Raw genomic sequence first — 15755 nt, 5'->3', positions numbered from 1 at the left:
AAGGTTGTAAGCCTACGTTTTATAAAGTATAACAATTAAAAGTATATAGATAAAACTACCTATTGGAATAGAAAATTATTGTATAATATAAATCCTTTGCACCAAAGCACCGTAAAAGCTAAAAATTAAAAACACAATACCTAGGAGCCCGGCGGGTGCTGGTTTGCAACTGCGGCTCTGAGGCTGAACAAAAGAGATACAACTATGGGAAATTTACTTTATATCATCGCCGTAGTGCTGGTGATTTTCTGGCTTATCGGATTCCTGGGCTTCCCTGATGCCGTAGGCGGAATCATACACGTGTTGCTGGTATTGGCTGTAATTGCGGTGCTGCTGCGCCTGATACGCAGTGCCTAACCAACAGCGTGTATTTACGTTAAAAAGATAAAATAACAACTCGAACACTATTTAACCGACAAAACTATGGGAAATTTACTTTATGTTATAGCTGTAGTGCTCGTGATCATCTGGCTGATTGGTTTCCTGGGATTCCCTGACGCTGTGGGTGGTCTGATACACATCCTGCTTGTAATCGCCATTATCGTGGTGCTGCTTCGCCTGATACGGGGATGATGTAGTACTCTTTAAAACAGAAGGGCTGCCGTGAACACGGCAGCCCTTTTTGCTTTTATACTTATACTTTATACTTAGCGGCTGGTAAACGGAAAATTGAATCCTGCGCGTATCACCGGGTTATTATAAGGGTTTATCGGATCACCGTTTCCGTTGTAGAGCACCAGCAAATCGAAAGAGCCCTTGCTGGAGATGCGCTGCCTGTACCCCAGGCCTACCATCGGTATGCTTAATGCCGTGCGGTCGGTTCGCCGTCTGCCATACACATCGTAGAAGGGAACTGCTATACTTAGCGTTTCCACCTCCCCGTGGGCCAGCACTGTGCCGCTTCCTACATCGAACATCTCCAGTTGCAGGATGCCGCGCCCCCCGTAGTGGTGCATGTTAAAGCCTCCTCCGCTCTGGTAATGGTATACCCCCCCCACGCCTGCAAAGAACCGTGGCGTGATGGCGTAGCTGATGGTGGGCAGCAGGGAGATATTCGTATAGGTTCCAAACTGAAGGCCAAAGCTACCGCCAAAGTATAACTTGTCGATAAACCGCAGTTGCTCTTCTGGCTCTTCCGCCACCTGCTCCCTGGTAACCGTAGGCTCAGGCTGCGGCCGCTCTACCACACGGGGCTGCGGCAGGGGCTGCTCCACGGGGGCCGGAGGGCCGGTCGGGAGCTCCGGTTTACGATAGGTGGTGTCCGGCACCTGGGCAAGCGCCTCGGTGCCAAGCAGCAACCCGAACAAAAACAGAGGAGTACAGAGGCGCGATGGCTTCAGCATAGGTTCTTTCAGTATTTAGATGAAACTATATACTTATACTACGGCTGTGGCATACATCTTCTTGCGCAGTTCCTTTATCGCCTCATCCGACAGGTACTCCTCATAGGTCATGCGCTTATCGATAATGCCGTTTGGTGTAAGCTCAATAATGCGGTTAGCAATGGTGTCCACAAACTGCAGGTCATGCGACGAGAACAGGATGGTGCCGTCAAAATCGCGCAGGGCGTTGTTCAGCGCCTGGATAGACTCCAGGTCCAGGTGGTTGGTCGGCTCGTCAAACACCAGCACGTTTCCGGACTGCAGCATCATTCTGGAGAACATACAGCGTACCTTCTCACCACCCGACAGCACGTTCGCCTTCTTCAGCGACTCCTCCCCGGAGAACAGCATGCGGCCCAGGAAGCCGCGGATAAAGCTTTCGTCTTTCTCCACCGAGAACTGGCGCAGCCAATCCACCAGGTTCAGGTTGGTGTCGAAAAACTCCTGGTTGTCTTTCGGGAAGAAAGAGGCGGTAATGGTCGTGCCCCACTTAAACTCGCCGCTATCGGCTTTCTCTTCGTCAAATAGAATTTTAAAGAAGGTAGAGGCGGCAATATCATTACGGCCAATCACGGCAATCTTGTCGCCTTTGTCCACCATAAAGCTGATGTCGGTGAAGATAGGCTGGCCATCAATAGCCTTGCTCAGGTGCTCCACGTTCAGGATCTGGTTACCGGCCTCGCGCTCCGGTTTAAAGGCGATGTAGGGGTATTTACGGGACGAAGGCTGAATGTCTTCCACGGTGAGTTTCTCCAGCAACTTGGCTCGGGAGGTAGCCTGCTTCGATTTGGAGGCGTTGGCGCTGAAACGGCGGATAAACTCCTCCAGTTCCTTGCGCTTGTCCTCGGTTTTCTTGTTGGCATCCGCGCGCTGCTTCAGCGCCAGCTGGCTCGACTGGTACCAGAAGCTGTAGTTGCCCGCAAACATCTTGATTTTACCAAAGTCAATATCAGCCACGTGCGTACACACGGCATCCAGGAAGTGGCGGTCGTGCGATACCACAATCACGGTGTTCTGGAAGTTATCCAGGAAGTTCTCCAGCCACATAATCGACTCGGCGTCCAGGTGGTTGGTTGGCTCATCGAGCAGCAGGATATCCGGGTTGCCGAACAGGGCTTGCGCCAACAGCACACGCACCTTTTCGCTACCGCTCAGGTCCTTCATCAGGTTGTGGTGCAGGTTTTCTGTAATGCCCAGACCGCTCAGCAGTTCTGCTGCCTCATACTCTGCGTTCCAACCCTCCAGGTCAGCAAATTCGCCCTCCAGCTCGGCAGCGCGAATGCCATCTTCCTCGTTAAAGTCAGGCTTGGCATAGATAGCATCCTTCTCCTCCATGATGCTCCAAAGGCGCTTGTGGCCCATGATGACGGTCTGCAGGGCAGGGTATTCGTCGTAGGCGAAGTGGTCCTGCCGTAGCACCGCCAGGCGGGCATTGGCCGGAATCTCCACCGTGCCGGTGTTCGGGTCTATGTCGCCGGCTAATATCTTCAGGAAAGTTGACTTACCCGCACCGTTGGCCCCGATAAGGCCGTAGCAGTTGCCGGGCGTGAACTTAATGGATACATCCTCAAATAATGTGCGCTTGCCGTAAGACAGGCTGACATTGCTGGTACTAATCATAATAAAGTGTAAGTATGATGTTTGACTTGCCTGCAAAGCTACGAAATAAAAATGTGCTTTTATGGGCCCTTTTATGCCATAGCAGCGTAGACAGTGTAAGTTTAAAAAGCGGTGCAGGTAGCTTATAGCCAGTGGCTTCCGGCTTCTCTGGTTAAAAAATCATGCCCGGAGCACAACGCTCGGGTGCAATCTTTAGTATATAATTTCAATAATATTGATGAGCATGGCCCCGCTGGTTTGATAACATGCCTAAGGGAGTCTTAGTTCTAACCAAGACAGCGCTGGAACTGTTCATTTAAACAATTTGATCATTAACAACAAATAAGATAAGACATGGCTTCTACTAATAAAGTTTCTTTCCAGAATATTGGAATAAAGTATGGCTTGCTGGTAGGGGTGGCGCACATCGTGTTCTTCCTGATAATGCGAATCATCGGGCTTACACGCATTGTGGAGCTTTCTTACCTGAGCGGTATCTTTCTCATCATAGGCATTGTCGTGGCGATATCCAAGTTCAAACGCATTAACCGCGGCTTTATCCGGTACTTCGACGGGCTGGGTATTGGCGTTGTCACGGCCTTTGTATCGTCGCTGATTCTGGCCATTTTCCTGGTGCTCTACGTTACTGTGTTCGACAGTTCGTACCTGGAGATGATGCAGGCAAGCGCCCTGTTCCCGGCAGGATTGTCGGTGCTGGCCATGTTCTGGATAACCATCGCGCACGGTACCTGGCCAGGCTTTATCATTGGCTTTATTGCCATGCAATGGTTTAAAAGCCCGGAGCATACCATGCCAAATCAGGTTTAGCAGAACTACTGTATTACCTTACGTATAGCGATTAAACCCTAGAACCTTACCTTACTATGGAGAAGATTGGCCTGAAGTATGGCCTGCTTACCGCGGTGGCACTCTTTGCCTATTTCTTTCTGATGAAGCTGATCGGGCTGGTGCATATTGTTGAACTGCGCTTTCTGAACGGACTCATTCTGGCAGTAGGCGTGGTGTTGGCCATCAGAGGCTATAAGAAGATGGTGTCGGGGAACATCTCCTACTTTAAGGGGCTGGCCACCGGCATTATAACATCTGTCGTAGCTTCGGTGGTGTTCTCCGCCTTTATGGTCGTTTACATAAAAACGGCCGGGCAGGACCTGGTGGAGGTGCTCTCTGCCGAGAGGTATTTCGGGGAGCGCATAGACTCTACGCCCGGTGTCGTGATCTTTTCGGTGCTGCTGCTGGAGGGCGTTATCTCGGGGCTCATGATCTCGTTTATTGCCATGCAGTGGTTTAAGCAGCGACAGTACAAGGTGCCTGGGGCGCCATAAGCAGCTTTATTATATGTTATTTATAAATGCCGGAGCGCCAGCTATACTTTTAGCTGGCGCTCCGGCATTTGTTGGTGGTTATTCCTGCTTTACCAAGTTGTCAGGCCGCTGTATAAATTGTACCACTACTTCATGCAAGTCTCCTTCCTTGTCCTGTAGCTTAAAGATAACCATCGGGTTATCAGTATGGTGTATAGATTCTGTATTGATTACTTTCTCGCCTTCGTCCAATTTCTTCTCCAGCTGCTGTGTCAGATCCTTTATCGCCCTGGCGAAGTTGACCTCCAGTTTGCTGGGATTGTAAAACCTGGTTCTCATATCAAATAAGTATAATTAATCCCTGTAAAATAATTAAAATATAGTAGCACCTGTTTAAAAAAGTACTATAAATTAAAGTGCTTATATTAGATATACACGAGGCAGGCAGTAGGGTTACAAAAAGCAGAATGTATTTAGTAAAGTGGTTTAGTATAGGCTAAGACAAGTAATATTTTGTCTTGAATGTGATAAATGTTAAAAAAAATAAATAAAAAGTATAATATTTAGATTTTTTACTAACTTGCGTGAGAATTGTACGTTTAAGACAGCTAAAAAGAACTTTAACTACTAACGCGTATCAAAACCAAATGAAAAAATCTTTACTTATACTTGTGATGGTGCTGATGGGAACGGCCGGCTATGCCCAGCGTCTAGGCTCTGCTGATGACGGACTGGACTTAGTGGTGCTGTCGATGGAGCTGGACGGACCTGCCATGGCGAGTATGGAAATGAAGCAGGAATTAGACTTGACAGACGAGCAGTACCTGATGGTGGACAAGCTTAACAAGAGCCGCTACCAGCAACTGCAGCAGGTGGAGGCTAGCTTCTCGCATGACGCGCTCTCACGGGCCAGGGAGTTCAGAAGCGTGCAGCGCCAGAACGACGAGAGCTTGAGAAGCGTGCTGACGGCACAACAGCTGCTGAAATACCAGAAACTGGAGGGCAGGCTGGACGCCCACCTGATTACAGAGCATGAGGAATAAGTATAAAGCGAAGGCCGGGTAATTACTCGGCCTTCGTTGTTTCTGCTACTACAGGTCTGTAGTAAGTTACTTCGGATACTTTACCCACCGAGTTGAGGCGCACCTGCAGGCGGTTCGCCTCCGACATTTGCGTACGGCGCTGATCGCTTTGCTGGCATTGGTCACCGGGCTCTATGTAATAGAAATAAATGCGCTGGCTGCGCTCCATCAACTCTTCGCTGTCTGGCTTGCCCAGTAGGTTGCGTACCACATACTCTTTCTTGCCGTAAAGCTCCTTTCTTATCAGCTCGAAGTCATCCACCAGCTCGGCGCGCTTGTTATCGCAGCCGTTGCGGTCGCTTTTCCAGCTATCACTGTCAAAGTCTTTCAGGGTATCGGGCACAGAGCAGGCCCCTAAAAGCAGCAGGCCCAGCAGGTGTGTGGCTATAATACGTTTCGACATGGCATTGCGTGTTGGTATAAAGTTGCAGCAAGTTCTGCTGCGAAGCAAAGGTAGCCTGAAAAACATCGTTTTGCACCTTTTGTTTCATACCACGCCCTGGCGCTGCTTTTTTTCCGGTTATAGCCTGCGCTATTGCACAATTCAGAAATATCCTGTAATTTAACTATAGTTTTCTCTGTATAGTTTGGGGGTGCCCGGAACAATTTGTGCAATGGGGCATGTTGTTTTACCGAACTCTAAAAACAGTAAGCTTAATCTAATACTATGATAAGAGTGTTTCTGACTGCAATCACCCTGGGACTTCTTTCTTTCAACTCGCCTGCCTCTGCGCCGGAGCCGGCCGCAGCCAACCCCGCAGCCTTGGAGGCCAGGGCAGATGCGCTGTTAGCCCACGGCGGAGCCGAAGGAGCTGCTGCCGCAGCCATGGAAGTAGCCTTCGATAACCATGTAAAGGAGCTGTACGATGCAGCGGGCCTGGCGCAAAAAGGCCTTTCCTATGATGTTTTTGAGAAGGCCGTGGTGGGATTTCAGAACTTCAAGCGGCTACAGATGGTCGCTCCCGAGAAATCCATACTTTCTGTGGTGGACTTCACTAAATCAAGCACCCAAAAGCGCCTCTGGATAATCGACCTGAACAACAAGAAGGTTCTGTTTAACACGCTGGTGGCCCATGGGCGCAACACGGGTCAGAATACCGCCACGCAGTTCTCCAACGAGTATGGCTCCAACAAGAGCAGCCTGGGTTTCTATATCACAGACGCCACCTATTACGGCAAGCACGGCCTTTCGCTGCGCCTGCAGGGCATGGACGAGGGCTTTAACCATAAAGCCATGGAACGGGCCATTGTGGTGCATGGTGCTGACTACGCCACAGAGGCCTTTGTAAAGCAGAATGGCCGGTTGGGCCGCAGCCTCGGTTGCCCCGCCGTTCCAACAGAAGTGTCCAAGCAGGTGATTGAGACTATCAAGGACCAGTCCGTGCTGTACATCCATGGCAAGGATGCTACATATACTTCGCGCTTCCTCGACAACAGCAAGGCTATTGAATACTTTGCAGCACAGTCTTTAACAGACATGCTGAACAGCTAATAGAAAGTTTAAACCCCATCAATATAGAAGCCCCCTGTCAGATTTCCTGGCAGGGGGCTTTTTTGTGCTTATCGGTTGCTGTGCTATGCTTCGTCTTTTGTGGTTTTGATCAGGTTGATCCCGGCAAAAAAGAAGATCAAGCCCACCACAAAGGGTACAGCGGAAGTATACTTGCCAACCGCAGCACCGTCGCCACCCATCAGGAAAGCATAGGCTCCCCAGATGATACCCACTATACCTAATATGGTCAGGATGGTGCCAAAAGTACGTTTCTGGTTCATGGTTCTATACGTTAGTTTAACTTGGCCTGCCGCTTTCTACCGCAGGCAGACTTTTCTACGAGTATGGTTGCATAAAGTATACAAAGCGCCTAATATTTACGCGCCTGCCTCGCTCTCAAACCCATAAAAACGTATACTTATATGAGTTATAAAACGGCTTCAGCAACAGGTCGGAAGGCAGCAACCAGTACCCATGCCGGCACGTTCACACAATACATTTGCCGTATCAGGCAATAGGACAAAAAAGTATACCATGAAAGGAATCATAAAATTTATAGTAGCCCTGCTGATTGCGGCGGTATCGTTGGTGACATACTGGTGCAGCTCGGAGGAAAATGAGTTTACAGGCGAGGAGCAGCGCGTGGACATGACCGTGGAGCAGGAGATCGCCCTTGGTTTGCAGGCTGCACCCCAGATGGCCGAGCAGTACGGCGGGCTGCACCCGGACCAACAGGCGGTACAGGAGGTGAAAGCCATTGGGCAGCGCCTTGTGCAGAATACCCGCGTGCGGGAGACACCCTATGAGTTTGACTTCCACCTGCTGGCCGATGAGCAGACCGTGAACGCCTTTGCCTTACCGGGTGGGCAGATCTTTATCACAGCGGGGCTGCTGCGGCGGTTAGAGTCGGAAGGGCAACTGGCTGGGGTGCTGGGGCACGAGATAGGGCACGTGGTGGCGCGGCACTCGGCGCAGCAACTGGCCAAAGCAAAACTGACCCAGGGACTGACAGGCGCAGCAGCCATTGCCATGTATGACCCGGACAACCCCTCCAGCAGGTCGGGCGCGGTGGTGGCTGCCATGGTAGGCCAACTGATGAACATGCGGTATGGCCGGGATGATGAGCTTGAGTCGGATGCGCTGGCGGTGCAGCTAACGGGCGCAGCCGGCTACGACCCCAATTCCATGAAACGGGTGATGGAGATTTTGGAGGAGGCGAGTGGCGGCGCAGGCGGAGGGCCTGAGTTCATGCAGACGCACCCGAACCCCGGCAACCGGATTGCCCGGATAGAGGAGGCCATCCGGCAGGAGTACCCGAACGGGGTGCCGGAAAACCTTATCAAGTAAGGCCTAATTACTTTCCTTAATGAACAAGCCTTTTCAGAGGCAAAATGTATAGCAGCAAACTATATGAGAAAGGACGAACAGAAGCTCCATAACCTGCTTTTCGTGCTGAACCCTATCGCCGGAGACATCGAGAAGGACGACCTGAAAGAGGATATCCAGGCTATTTGCCAGGAGCATGGGATAACGTACGACATCTTTACCACCACCGGGGAGAAGGACGCCGAAAACCTGAAAAAGCAGCTCGGGGAAAACAAGTATGACGGGGTATTTGCGGTTGGCGGCGATGGCACCGTCAGCCTCGTGGGAGCCCTGCTGATTGGTACCGGCACCCCGCTCGGCATCATCCCGCTTGGCTCCGGCAATGGGCTCTCTAAAGACCTGGATATACCCCAGGATACGGAGGAGGCGCTCGAGCTTATTCATTCGCACGTGGTGCGCAACATCGATACCATCACCCTCAACGGCATGCCTTCCATCCACCTGAGCGATTTGGGCTTTAATGCCCTGGTAGTGGAGCGGTTTTGCGAAGGCGACACCCGTGGCCCCGGTTCCTATGTATGGATTGCCTTGCAGGAATACCTCGGTTATGAGCCCAAAGCATATAAAATAGAGACCGACAACGGCAATTTTGAGGGCAAGGCTTTTATGGTAACGGTGGCCAACGCCAATGCCTGGGGCTCCAACGCCAGCATTAACCCGGATGGGGTACTAAACGATGGCCGGTTTGAAATCTGCCTGATAGAGCCTTTCCCGAGGGCTGCCAGTCTGGGCATACTTTATAAGCTGTATACCGACAGCATCGACAGCAGCGTGTATACCAAAATTATTCAGTGCAGGCGCGCCACCATCTACAACCCGGATCGGGAGGTGATGCACATAGACGGCGAGCCGGTGGAAGCCGCAGAAAAAATAGAGGTGGAGATGCACGCCAAAAGCCTTAAGGTGATACTTCCCGTTCCCGATACAGGCCAGTAGGCCGGCATGAAGGCAGGAAGTAAAGTATAAATCCACTCATTTTATACTTTGAATGATGGGTGCTGCAAGAATGGATGTTACCTGGAAGTATGCCGGACTGGAATCCCTGCTATCATTAAAATCTCCTTCATCACTTCATCACTGGTCATACTTGCTTTCGGAACACTACCAGACCAGCTTCCGATGTGTCTGAGGTGATGCGGCACTCCATCCATACCTGCCCGTTGCTGTAGTAGTTGATCACAAAAAAGCCCAGCGCCTCAACCGCGAAGGTGGCCCGGCCCCCTTTTTTCACGAAGGCCAGCTTGCTGCCCGAGCCGCTCACGATGTAGTGGTTTCCCTGCACCTCGAAATGCTGCAGGTTGTGGTCGTGCCCACCCACGTAAATCAGGTTGTCGAACTTATGGAAGATTCGGAGCAGGCGCTTGCGCATCTTTTTATACTTGCGGTGCGACATATCCTCGTAGGCGCCAAACATCTTCCGGTAAAAGGGGTACACGGAGCCAAAAATGGGAAGCGGAATGAGGAAGCGCTTGTGCAGGGCCGTGAGCGGAAACAGGTGCTGTTTAATGGTGAACTTGCCTCCGTGCAGGGCGTTGCTGTACAAGGGGTGATGCCCCACGATGAGCACCCGCTGGTGGGTATTGCGTTTGAGCAGCTTGTTCAGGCTCAGGAAAAACTCCTCGATATCGGAATAGGGGCAGCCATACTTGCTGCCAAGCGGCTTAAACCCGCGCTGCACAAACCACTGCGTGTTAATCACTACCAAGAGTAACCCCTCGGCCAGTTGCAGGCAGGAGGGACCCGGGCAGCCATTCGGGGGGAGGTAACTGTTAGGCTGTTGCAGGTGCTCCAGCACGTACCTTTCCTGCCGCAGCAGCTGCTCATGGCCACCCTCACGGCCTTTCAGCCAATCGTGGTTGCCGCCCAGAAAAATACCCTGTCCCGGATAGCTTTTTATACTTTGGAGCAGCGTATTGAGTCGCGCCTCGGCGGTGTCGCGGTGGCGGTTGCCGACCTCCGGCAAGCCAATGGGGTAGATGTTGTCGCCCAGAAAGACCATCGTTCCCTTGTCGCCGGCTTGCTGCTGCCAATGCTGCACCATGCGCATTACCGGGTCACTACCGTCGGTCGCAACAGCGCCAATATCGCCCAGCAGCGCCACGGAGTGCAGCAGTTCCGTGTCCGGAGGCGGGGCATGCCGCTGCCAGCCCACGTCCGACAGCCGGTAAAAAGGCTTGCGCCTGTACGCCCGTTCCTGCCAGTAGCTGAAGGCCATGAACGAGAGCGCCAGTACCGGAACTATAATTAGAAAGTATACCAGCATAAAGTATAAACAGCGCAGGTAATCTAAAAATTTGGAGGCGTCAGGTTTTTAAAGTGCCCGTTCAGCCGCACGCGCTCCTTCAGCTTTTCGGTTTCGAGCAACAGGGGCATGATGTGCTGCAGGTGAAGCAGAATCAGCTCCTGTCGGTCTGCCTCGCTGGCCAGCTGCAGCAACGCGTACTCCTGCTCCAGGTTAAAGCCCAGCTGGTGCCCGATGTCGTAACTGGTGAAGTCCTCCGGCAGCTCCAGGTATAAATTCCCCAGCCCCAGGGTTTCATACAGCTGCTCCAGCAGTTCCCGTATTTTCAGCTTGGTGACAATTTCCTCGTCGGTGCTGTTTTGCAGCATCTCCACCTCGCCACCGGCATACAGCCTGCCCGGGGCCATTTTGTCAAAGTTAAGAATCTTGAAGATATGAAGCCCCCTGGTGCGGATGTCCATTTCCCCGTTGTCATACTTTTTCTCGATGTTCAGAATCTCCACCTCCGTGCCGTACACGCCCACGCCGCCCTGTATATAGGTAGGGATGCCGAAGGTCTTTTCATTCTCCACGCAGTCCAGCACGAGTTGCTTGTAACGGGGCTCAAATATATGCAGGTTGAGTTTTTCGTTCGGGAAAACAACAATGTTGAGCGGAAACATCGGCAGGTACTTCGTGTCGGACATAGGTTGTGATTTTATACTTGATGGCTCGGAATTCGATGGATATCTGATTTTAGCCTACGCGCCAGGCCCGGCTTGCGTTGGCGGGAGTAGGAAAATATGGCAAACTCCTTACCTTTGCGGTCATTAAGATTTGCACCTGAATGGCAAAAAACAGACTGGGGCTTAGGCAGCTGAAGCTGCTGTTCGTGAAACTGATACTCAGCCTTTTCCTGATAAGCGTGGCATGGGTGCTGGTGTACCGCTGGGTAGCGCCGCCGGCCACCCTGCACATGCTCAAGCGCCGCGCCGAGGCGGGAGCGGCCGGTAAAGAAGATCCAAGTATAAAGTATAAATTCGTATCCCTGGAGGAAATGTCGCCGCAGTTGCCGCTGGCCGTGGTCGCCTCTGAGGATCAAAAGTTCCTGGAGCACAACGGGTTCGACTTTGATGCCATTTCGGATGCCTTCAAGCGAAACCAGAAGGGGGGAAGGGTGCGCGGCGGCAGTACCATCAGCCAGCAGGTAGCCAAGAATGTTTTTCTATGGCATGGCCGCAGCTACCTGCGTAAGGCGGTGGAGGCATACTTTACCGTGTTAATTGAGGTGCTGTGGGGCAAGCAACGCATCCTGGAAGTATACCTGAACATTGCCGAGATGGGAGATGGCGTTTTTGGGGTAGAGGCGGCCTCGCAGGCATACTTTAAAAAGCCGGCCAGCGAGGTGGGCCGCTGGGAGGCCTCTCTTCTGGCAGCCGTATTGCCTAACCCGGTGAAGTACTCCGCCAGAAAGCCTTCTGGTTATGTTTTGTCCCGCCGTGTCTGGATTGCCCGTGCGATGGGCCGCCTGGGGGGCACTACCTATATCCTGGACATTTTACCCGCAAAAGATGAGAAATAAGCTTTACACCCTGCTGGCTTTTGGCATGCTAAGTATAAGCGCCTGCCAACCAAGCCAGAAAAGCGAGGCTACTGCAGAACAAAACGCCGATTCCACAGCAGCGGTGCGCCAGGTGCTGGAGGAGCAGGCTGCCTGTTGGAGCGCCGGCGACCTGGAGTGCTACATGCAAGGCTACTGGAAATCCGATTCACTGCTGTTTATCGGCTCGCGGGGGCTCACCTACGGCTGGCAACCCACCCTGGACAACTACAAACGCGGCTACCCCGATGTCTCGGCCATGGGCAAGCTCGCCTTCGACCTGAAGGAGTTTCGCCAGCTATCGCCGGAAACGATGTTGGTGGTAGGAAAATGGCACCTGCAGCGTGATGCGGAAAAGGGTGATTTGGAGGGGCATTTCTCTGTTATCTTCCGGAAATTCCCTGAGGGCTGGCGAATTATTGCCGATCATTCGAGCTGAGGTGTTGTGGGTTTTTAATGGGCGGACGATGGGTGTATACTTGTGGCCGGTTGTAGCTACTGTCGTCGCGCCTATAAGTCACCTTGCTGAACTGCCGGTTACCACGGACATGGAGGCGTTTTGTATTAACCGGGTCCAACCACCCCTGGCCCTTCCTTAGCTAAGGCGGGGAGCCTGTAATTACTTTCTCCAAAGTATAATCTTCGTTGCCAGCGTCCTTGCGCGGACAGGTCTCGACCTGTCCCTACAACGTATAAACCCACCCCTTGCCCCTCCCGAGAGGGGAATTATCGGTTAACGATTAACACCCCTATTGAACTTTGCTCGCAAGTTTCGAACTCCCGTTCTCACTTGTCCTCAAGGGGACAGTCTATACTTGTTGCATAGCAAGGGCCGTGGCTATCGAATGGTTCCCAGCCTTTGGGTTGAGCGCCTCGAGAGGTTCCGGTGACGAGCGCAAGCGAGGCAGCCCGAGGCACGAGGGCAGGAAGCGAAAGCAGCGCGATGCCCGAGGACGAGCCCTCTCGGGCTTGAGAGCAGAAAGAATGAAATGAAACTGTAGGCAAGTGGGGCTGGAGGAGGAACGGCAGCTAGTAAGGATAGCTTGGTTCAGGTTGCGGGAAGTGGCGGCTAGGAAAGTATAAACTGGCAAGTATAAACCAGCAAGTATAAAAGTATAGCCAAGGTGTAAAGTATGGCTTTTCAAGCCAGTTGGGTTGCAAACCCAACACCAAGGGTAGGCACGAGTTGCAAACTCGCGCCAGCGATGGCGGATTGCGAAGAAAGTATAAGCCGGCAAGTATGGAAGTATAAGTTACGCGGACTTGCAAGAACGCAGCAGAAGTAGTTCCGGACAAGGATGTCCGGAACAGCGTGCTAAACTCGCGCCAGTGGGCGAGGCAGCGGCTATGGAAGTTTAATCTGAAGTATAAAATCGCCTGTGACCAGCAACACTCATCCCTGTTAATAAACAACCCTTACCACCTCCACGAGCTCCTCATTTCTTCCCAGCTTCAGAGTGGCTGTTTCACCAGCCTTGGTACCTATCACAGCTTTGGCAATCGGAGCTACGAACGCTATTTTGCCTGCTGCCACATCGGCCTCGTCCACCCCTACAATCGTGAAGGTGCGCACCATGCCCGGCTTTGGCCCTTTGATGGTTTTAAGCGTTACGGTCGCGCCAAACCTGACCTCCCCCTCGGTCTGATTGGCCGGATCTATCACACGGGCGCTTGCCAGGCGCTCGTTCAGGGCACTGATTTGGGCATTCAGAATGGTTAACTGGCGGGTGCGGTTTGCCTCGTCTTCACGGTTGCTCTCGGCTTTAGTGCGGGCAGCCTCTAGTTCAGACAGCTCTGCCCGTAGCAGCTCCAGTCCGGCCGGGGTTACGTAGTTGGGCACGCCGGGAGGCAGCGCAGCGCGTGGTGGCACAATAGGCGGTTCTCCGGCGTCATCTTCCTTTACAAATGCTCTGCTCATAATTCGTCTGTTGCTTGGCTTGCCAGTTTATACTTTACTTCAGCTTACCCCTTCTGCAGCAGGTGGCTCAGGTCGGCTGTGCGGAACCAGCGGTAGCCGTAAGCCTCCAGGGTGATGCAGTGCCTGCCCTTTTCATCGGCATGGCTCTCTACATTCTTCATCAGATCTATCAGGCGGTGTTCTTTGTGCTCCTTCTGGTCCAGTATTACCTCATGCGCCTTTTCATCAAAGTTATGGAAAATAAGCAAAGAGCTATCCTGCCAGGTGTAGTGCATGCCAAGGATATACTTATTGCCCGTTTCCAGTAGCTTCCAATCGCCCCAGCCTATTTCGGTGCATTCGTGGCGCAGCCGGATCATGGTTGTCATCCAGTTCAGCAGGGAGTCAGGAGTGCGGCGCTGTGTCTCTACATTAACATGATGGTAGGCGTAAGGGCCTTCATCAATGACAGGATGCACCAGTTTGTCGGCCTCCGAAAAGCCCGCCTGCTTGTCACCTGACCATTGCATGGGGGTGCGCACGGCGTCGCGTTCCTTCAGCTCCAGGTTGTCTCCCATCCCAATCTCATCGCCGTAGCGGATAACGGGGGTGCCCGGCAGGGAGAACATCAGGCTGTAGGCCAGCTCGGTCTGCTGCCGGTTGCCGAGCATGGGGGAGAGGCGCCGGCGAATGCCCCGGTGGTAGAGCTGCATATGTTCCTCCGGGCCAAACCTGTCAAACACTTTCTGGCGCTGCTCCTCGGTCAGGCGGCCCAGGTCCAGCTCGTCGTGGTTGCGCAGGAAGTGCGCCCATTGCGAGGTGGGGAAGGTGATGCGGGTGGCCTCCAGCGCTTCCTTCAGCGGTTCAATATCGGCGGTGGCCAGGGCATAGAACATGTACTGGTTCACGTAAAAATTAAACATGAGTTGAATGCCGCTGCCCTCATAGCCGAAGTATTCCTTGCTCTCTTTGGGCAGCACATTGGCCTCACCCAGCAGCACGGCATCGCCCTTGCGCCATTGCAGGAAACGGCGCAGGTCGCGCAGGTAGTCAAAGTTATACTTGGGGTTCTGCTTGCCACCTTGGTGCGACTCGAGCATAAACGGCACGGCATCCACCCGGAACCCGGCCACGCCCAGCTCCAGCCAGAAACCCACGATGCGGTTTATCTCGGCGCGCACCTCCGGGTTGTCCATGTTCAGGTCCGGCTGAAATTTGTAGAAGCGGTGGTGGTAGTAGGCCTTCGCTTTGTTGTCATAAGTCCAGGTGGATTTCTGCACGCCCGGGAATACCATGCCCTCGTCCCAGTCTGCCGGCTTTTCCTCAGACCACACGTACCAATCGCGGTGCTTGGCATCCTTGCTGCTGCGCGCATCCTGAAACCAGGGGTGCTCGATGGAAGTATGGTTGGCCACTAAATCGATAATTACCTTCATGCCGCGCTTGTTGGCCTGGTGCATGAACTCCACAAAGTTGCCCGAGGAGCCGTGTCGCGGATCCACTCCGTAGTAATCCTTGATATCGTAGCCGTTGTCCTGGTTGGGGGTGGGTTGAAAGGGAGCCAGCCAGAGCGTATCCACGCCCAGGGCATGCAGGTAGTCCAGGCGGCGGGTCAGCCCCTGAAAGTCGCCTACGCCGTCGCCGTTGTAGTCCATAAACGTTTCCAGGTCGAGGCTGTAGATGATGGCATTCTTATACCAGAGTTCTTGGGTTATGATAGGGTGCATAGGCAAATAGTATGTGGTAAAGTATATGGTGCCTTGTACGGCAGCAG

19 protein-coding genes are annotated in these 15755 nt (G+C 52.8%); 10 read left to right on the top strand and 9 right to left on the bottom strand.

What is annotated here, in order from left to right; genetic code table 11:
• Positions 1-204 precede the first annotated feature (204 nt).
• Complete coding sequence (locus tag C8N40_RS16865) at positions 205-357, top strand: lmo0937 family membrane protein (RefSeq protein WP_108212983.1); 153 nt, start codon at positions 205-207, stop codon at positions 355-357.
• A gap of 66 nt (positions 358-423) precedes the next feature.
• Positions 424-573, top strand: a complete 150-nt coding sequence (locus C8N40_RS16860; protein ID WP_108212982.1) for a lmo0937 family membrane protein — start codon at positions 424-426, stop codon at positions 571-573.
• A 74-nt stretch (positions 574-647) separates the two neighbouring features.
• Here the strand turns inward: C8N40_RS16860 and C8N40_RS16855 are convergent, their stop codons facing one another.
• Together C8N40_RS16855 and C8N40_RS16850 are read right to left on the bottom strand one after the other, a co-directional pair.
• Entirely contained in the window at positions 648-1343 is a 696-nt protein-coding gene (locus C8N40_RS16855; RefSeq protein ID WP_108212981.1) for a hypothetical protein, read from the bottom strand.
• Between the two features lie 33 nt (positions 1344-1376).
• Positions 1377-3002 (bottom strand): ABC-F family ATP-binding cassette domain-containing protein, encoded by a 1626-nt coding sequence (locus tag C8N40_RS16850; RefSeq protein WP_108212980.1) that lies wholly within the window; start codon positions 3000-3002, stop codon positions 1377-1379.
• Positions 3003-3335: 333 nt separating this feature from the next.
• On the opposite strand from C8N40_RS16850, the gene C8N40_RS16845 reads away from it, so the two are divergent.
• Positions 3336-3809 carry a DUF4199 domain-containing protein gene (locus C8N40_RS16845; RefSeq protein WP_108212979.1) on the top strand — a complete coding sequence of 158 codons (474 nt, stop codon included), beginning with the start codon at positions 3336-3338 and terminating at the stop codon, positions 3807-3809.
• Positions 3810-3865: 56 nt separating this feature from the next.
• Entirely contained in the window at positions 3866-4324 is a 459-nt protein-coding gene (locus tag C8N40_RS16840; protein WP_108212978.1) for a DUF4199 domain-containing protein, read from the top strand.
• Positions 4325-4402: 78 nt separating this feature from the next.
• Here C8N40_RS16840 and C8N40_RS16835 read toward each other — a convergent pair whose 3' ends face one another.
• On the bottom strand, positions 4403-4642 hold the full coding sequence (locus C8N40_RS16835) for a hypothetical protein (protein WP_108212977.1): 240 nt from the start codon (positions 4640-4642) through the stop codon (positions 4403-4405).
• A gap of 308 nt (positions 4643-4950) precedes the next feature.
• Between C8N40_RS16835 and C8N40_RS16830 the strand changes: the two genes are divergently transcribed.
• Positions 4951-5346 (top strand): hypothetical protein, encoded by a 396-nt coding sequence (locus tag C8N40_RS16830; protein ID WP_108212976.1) that lies wholly within the window; start codon positions 4951-4953, stop codon positions 5344-5346.
• A gap of 22 nt (positions 5347-5368) precedes the next feature.
• Here the strand turns inward: C8N40_RS16830 and C8N40_RS16825 are convergent, their stop codons facing one another.
• Positions 5369-5788: a hypothetical protein gene (locus C8N40_RS16825; RefSeq protein ID WP_108212975.1), complete on the bottom strand. Its 420-nt coding sequence runs from the start codon at positions 5786-5788 to the stop codon at positions 5369-5371.
• Between the two features lie 264 nt (positions 5789-6052).
• On the opposite strand from C8N40_RS16825, the gene C8N40_RS16820 reads away from it, so the two are divergent.
• Positions 6053-6877 carry a murein L,D-transpeptidase catalytic domain family protein gene (locus C8N40_RS16820; RefSeq protein WP_108212974.1) on the top strand — a complete coding sequence of 275 codons (825 nt, stop codon included), beginning with the start codon at positions 6053-6055 and terminating at the stop codon, positions 6875-6877.
• Positions 6878-6960: 83 nt separating this feature from the next.
• On the opposite strand, the gene C8N40_RS16815 is transcribed toward C8N40_RS16820, so the two are convergent.
• Positions 6961-7158, bottom strand: coding sequence for a hypothetical protein (locus tag C8N40_RS16815; RefSeq protein WP_108212973.1), 198 nt, complete (start codon positions 7156-7158; stop codon positions 6961-6963).
• A gap of 253 nt (positions 7159-7411) precedes the next feature.
• Between C8N40_RS16815 and C8N40_RS16810 the strand changes: the two genes are divergently transcribed.
• Positions 7412-8224, top strand: a complete 813-nt coding sequence (locus tag C8N40_RS16810) for a M48 family metalloprotease (protein WP_108212972.1) — start codon at positions 7412-7414, stop codon at positions 8222-8224.
• A gap of 63 nt (positions 8225-8287) precedes the next feature.
• Positions 8288-9199 carry a diacylglycerol/lipid kinase family protein gene (locus C8N40_RS16805; protein ID WP_108212971.1) on the top strand — a complete coding sequence of 304 codons (912 nt, stop codon included), beginning with the start codon at positions 8288-8290 and terminating at the stop codon, positions 9197-9199.
• Positions 9200-9344: 145 nt separating this feature from the next.
• On the opposite strand, the gene C8N40_RS16800 is transcribed toward C8N40_RS16805, so the two are convergent.
• Both C8N40_RS16800 and C8N40_RS16795 read right to left on the bottom strand, forming a co-directional pair.
• A complete protein-coding gene (locus C8N40_RS16800; RefSeq protein ID WP_108212970.1) occupies positions 9345-10526 on the bottom strand; it encodes a metallophosphoesterase in 1182 nt (393 codons plus the stop codon).
• Between the two features lie 23 nt (positions 10527-10549).
• Entirely contained in the window at positions 10550-11191 is a 642-nt protein-coding gene (locus tag C8N40_RS16795; protein WP_108212969.1) for an LON peptidase substrate-binding domain-containing protein, read from the bottom strand.
• Positions 11192-11331: 140 nt separating this feature from the next.
• Between C8N40_RS16795 and mtgA the strand changes: the two genes are divergently transcribed.
• Both mtgA and C8N40_RS16785 read left to right on the top strand, forming a co-directional pair.
• Entirely contained in the window at positions 11332-12066 is a 735-nt protein-coding gene (gene mtgA / locus C8N40_RS16790) for a monofunctional biosynthetic peptidoglycan transglycosylase (RefSeq protein WP_108212968.1), read from the top strand.
• Positions 12056-12523 carry a YybH family protein gene (locus tag C8N40_RS16785; protein ID WP_245905162.1) on the top strand — a complete coding sequence of 156 codons (468 nt, stop codon included), beginning with the start codon at positions 12056-12058 and terminating at the stop codon, positions 12521-12523. The genes mtgA and C8N40_RS16785 overlap by 11 nt, the downstream gene beginning before the upstream one ends.
• Positions 12524-13486: 963 nt before the next feature.
• Here C8N40_RS16785 and C8N40_RS16780 read toward each other — a convergent pair.
• Both C8N40_RS16780 and C8N40_RS16775 read right to left on the bottom strand, forming a co-directional pair.
• Positions 13487-14002, bottom strand: coding sequence for a GreA/GreB family elongation factor (locus C8N40_RS16780; protein WP_108212967.1), 516 nt, complete (start codon positions 14000-14002; stop codon positions 13487-13489).
• Between the two features lie 44 nt (positions 14003-14046).
• Positions 14047-15708 (bottom strand): alpha-amylase family protein, encoded by a 1662-nt coding sequence (locus tag C8N40_RS16775; RefSeq protein ID WP_245905161.1) that lies wholly within the window; start codon positions 15706-15708, stop codon positions 14047-14049.
• Positions 15709-15755: the final 47 nt, after the last annotated feature.

This window comes from Pontibacter mucosus, from assembly GCF_003054055.1.
Taxonomy (GTDB): domain Bacteria; phylum Bacteroidota; class Bacteroidia; order Cytophagales; family Hymenobacteraceae; genus Pontibacter; species Pontibacter mucosus.
This window is presented reverse-complemented; position numbering and strand designations above follow the sequence as displayed.

Excerpts from the sequence above, each read along its gene's own strand:
- C8N40_RS16865 (WP_108212983.1), top strand. The coding sequence starts at position 205 with ATGGGAAATTTACTTTATATCATCGCCGTAGTGCTGGTGATTTTCTGG.
- C8N40_RS16860 (WP_108212982.1), top strand. The coding sequence starts at position 424 with ATGGGAAATTTACTTTATGTTATAGCTGTAGTGCTCGTGATCATCTGG.
- C8N40_RS16855 (WP_108212981.1), bottom strand. The coding sequence starts at position 1,343 with ATGCTGAAGCCATCGCGCCTCTGTACTCCTCTGTTTTTGTTCGGGTTG.
- C8N40_RS16850 (WP_108212980.1), bottom strand. The coding sequence starts at position 3,002 with ATGATTAGTACCAGCAATGTCAGCCTGTCTTACGGCAAGCGCACATTA.
- C8N40_RS16845 (WP_108212979.1), top strand. The coding sequence starts at position 3,336 with ATGGCTTCTACTAATAAAGTTTCTTTCCAGAATATTGGAATAAAGTAT.
- C8N40_RS16840 (WP_108212978.1), top strand. The coding sequence starts at position 3,866 with ATGGAGAAGATTGGCCTGAAGTATGGCCTGCTTACCGCGGTGGCACTC.
- C8N40_RS16835 (WP_108212977.1), bottom strand. The coding sequence starts at position 4,642 with ATGAGAACCAGGTTTTACAATCCCAGCAAACTGGAGGTCAACTTCGCC.
- C8N40_RS16830 (WP_108212976.1), top strand. The coding sequence starts at position 4,951 with ATGAAAAAATCTTTACTTATACTTGTGATGGTGCTGATGGGAACGGCC.
- C8N40_RS16825 (WP_108212975.1), bottom strand. The coding sequence starts at position 5,788 with ATGTCGAAACGTATTATAGCCACACACCTGCTGGGCCTGCTGCTTTTA.
- C8N40_RS16820 (WP_108212974.1), top strand. The coding sequence starts at position 6,053 with ATGATAAGAGTGTTTCTGACTGCAATCACCCTGGGACTTCTTTCTTTC.
- C8N40_RS16815 (WP_108212973.1), bottom strand. The coding sequence starts at position 7,158 with ATGAACCAGAAACGTACTTTTGGCACCATCCTGACCATATTAGGTATA.
- C8N40_RS16810 (WP_108212972.1), top strand. The coding sequence starts at position 7,412 with ATGAAAGGAATCATAAAATTTATAGTAGCCCTGCTGATTGCGGCGGTA.
- C8N40_RS16805 (WP_108212971.1), top strand. The coding sequence starts at position 8,288 with ATGAGAAAGGACGAACAGAAGCTCCATAACCTGCTTTTCGTGCTGAAC.
- C8N40_RS16800 (WP_108212970.1), bottom strand. The coding sequence starts at position 10,526 with ATGCTGGTATACTTTCTAATTATAGTTCCGGTACTGGCGCTCTCGTTC.
- C8N40_RS16795 (WP_108212969.1), bottom strand. The coding sequence starts at position 11,191 with ATGTCCGACACGAAGTACCTGCCGATGTTTCCGCTCAACATTGTTGTT.
- mtgA (WP_108212968.1), top strand. The coding sequence starts at position 11,332 with ATGGCAAAAAACAGACTGGGGCTTAGGCAGCTGAAGCTGCTGTTCGTG.
- C8N40_RS16785 (WP_245905162.1), top strand. The coding sequence starts at position 12,056 with ATGAGAAATAAGCTTTACACCCTGCTGGCTTTTGGCATGCTAAGTATA.
- C8N40_RS16780 (WP_108212967.1), bottom strand. The coding sequence starts at position 14,002 with ATGAGCAGAGCATTTGTAAAGGAAGATGACGCCGGAGAACCGCCTATT.
- C8N40_RS16775 (WP_245905161.1), bottom strand. The coding sequence starts at position 15,708 with ATGCACCCTATCATAACCCAAGAACTCTGGTATAAGAATGCCATCATC.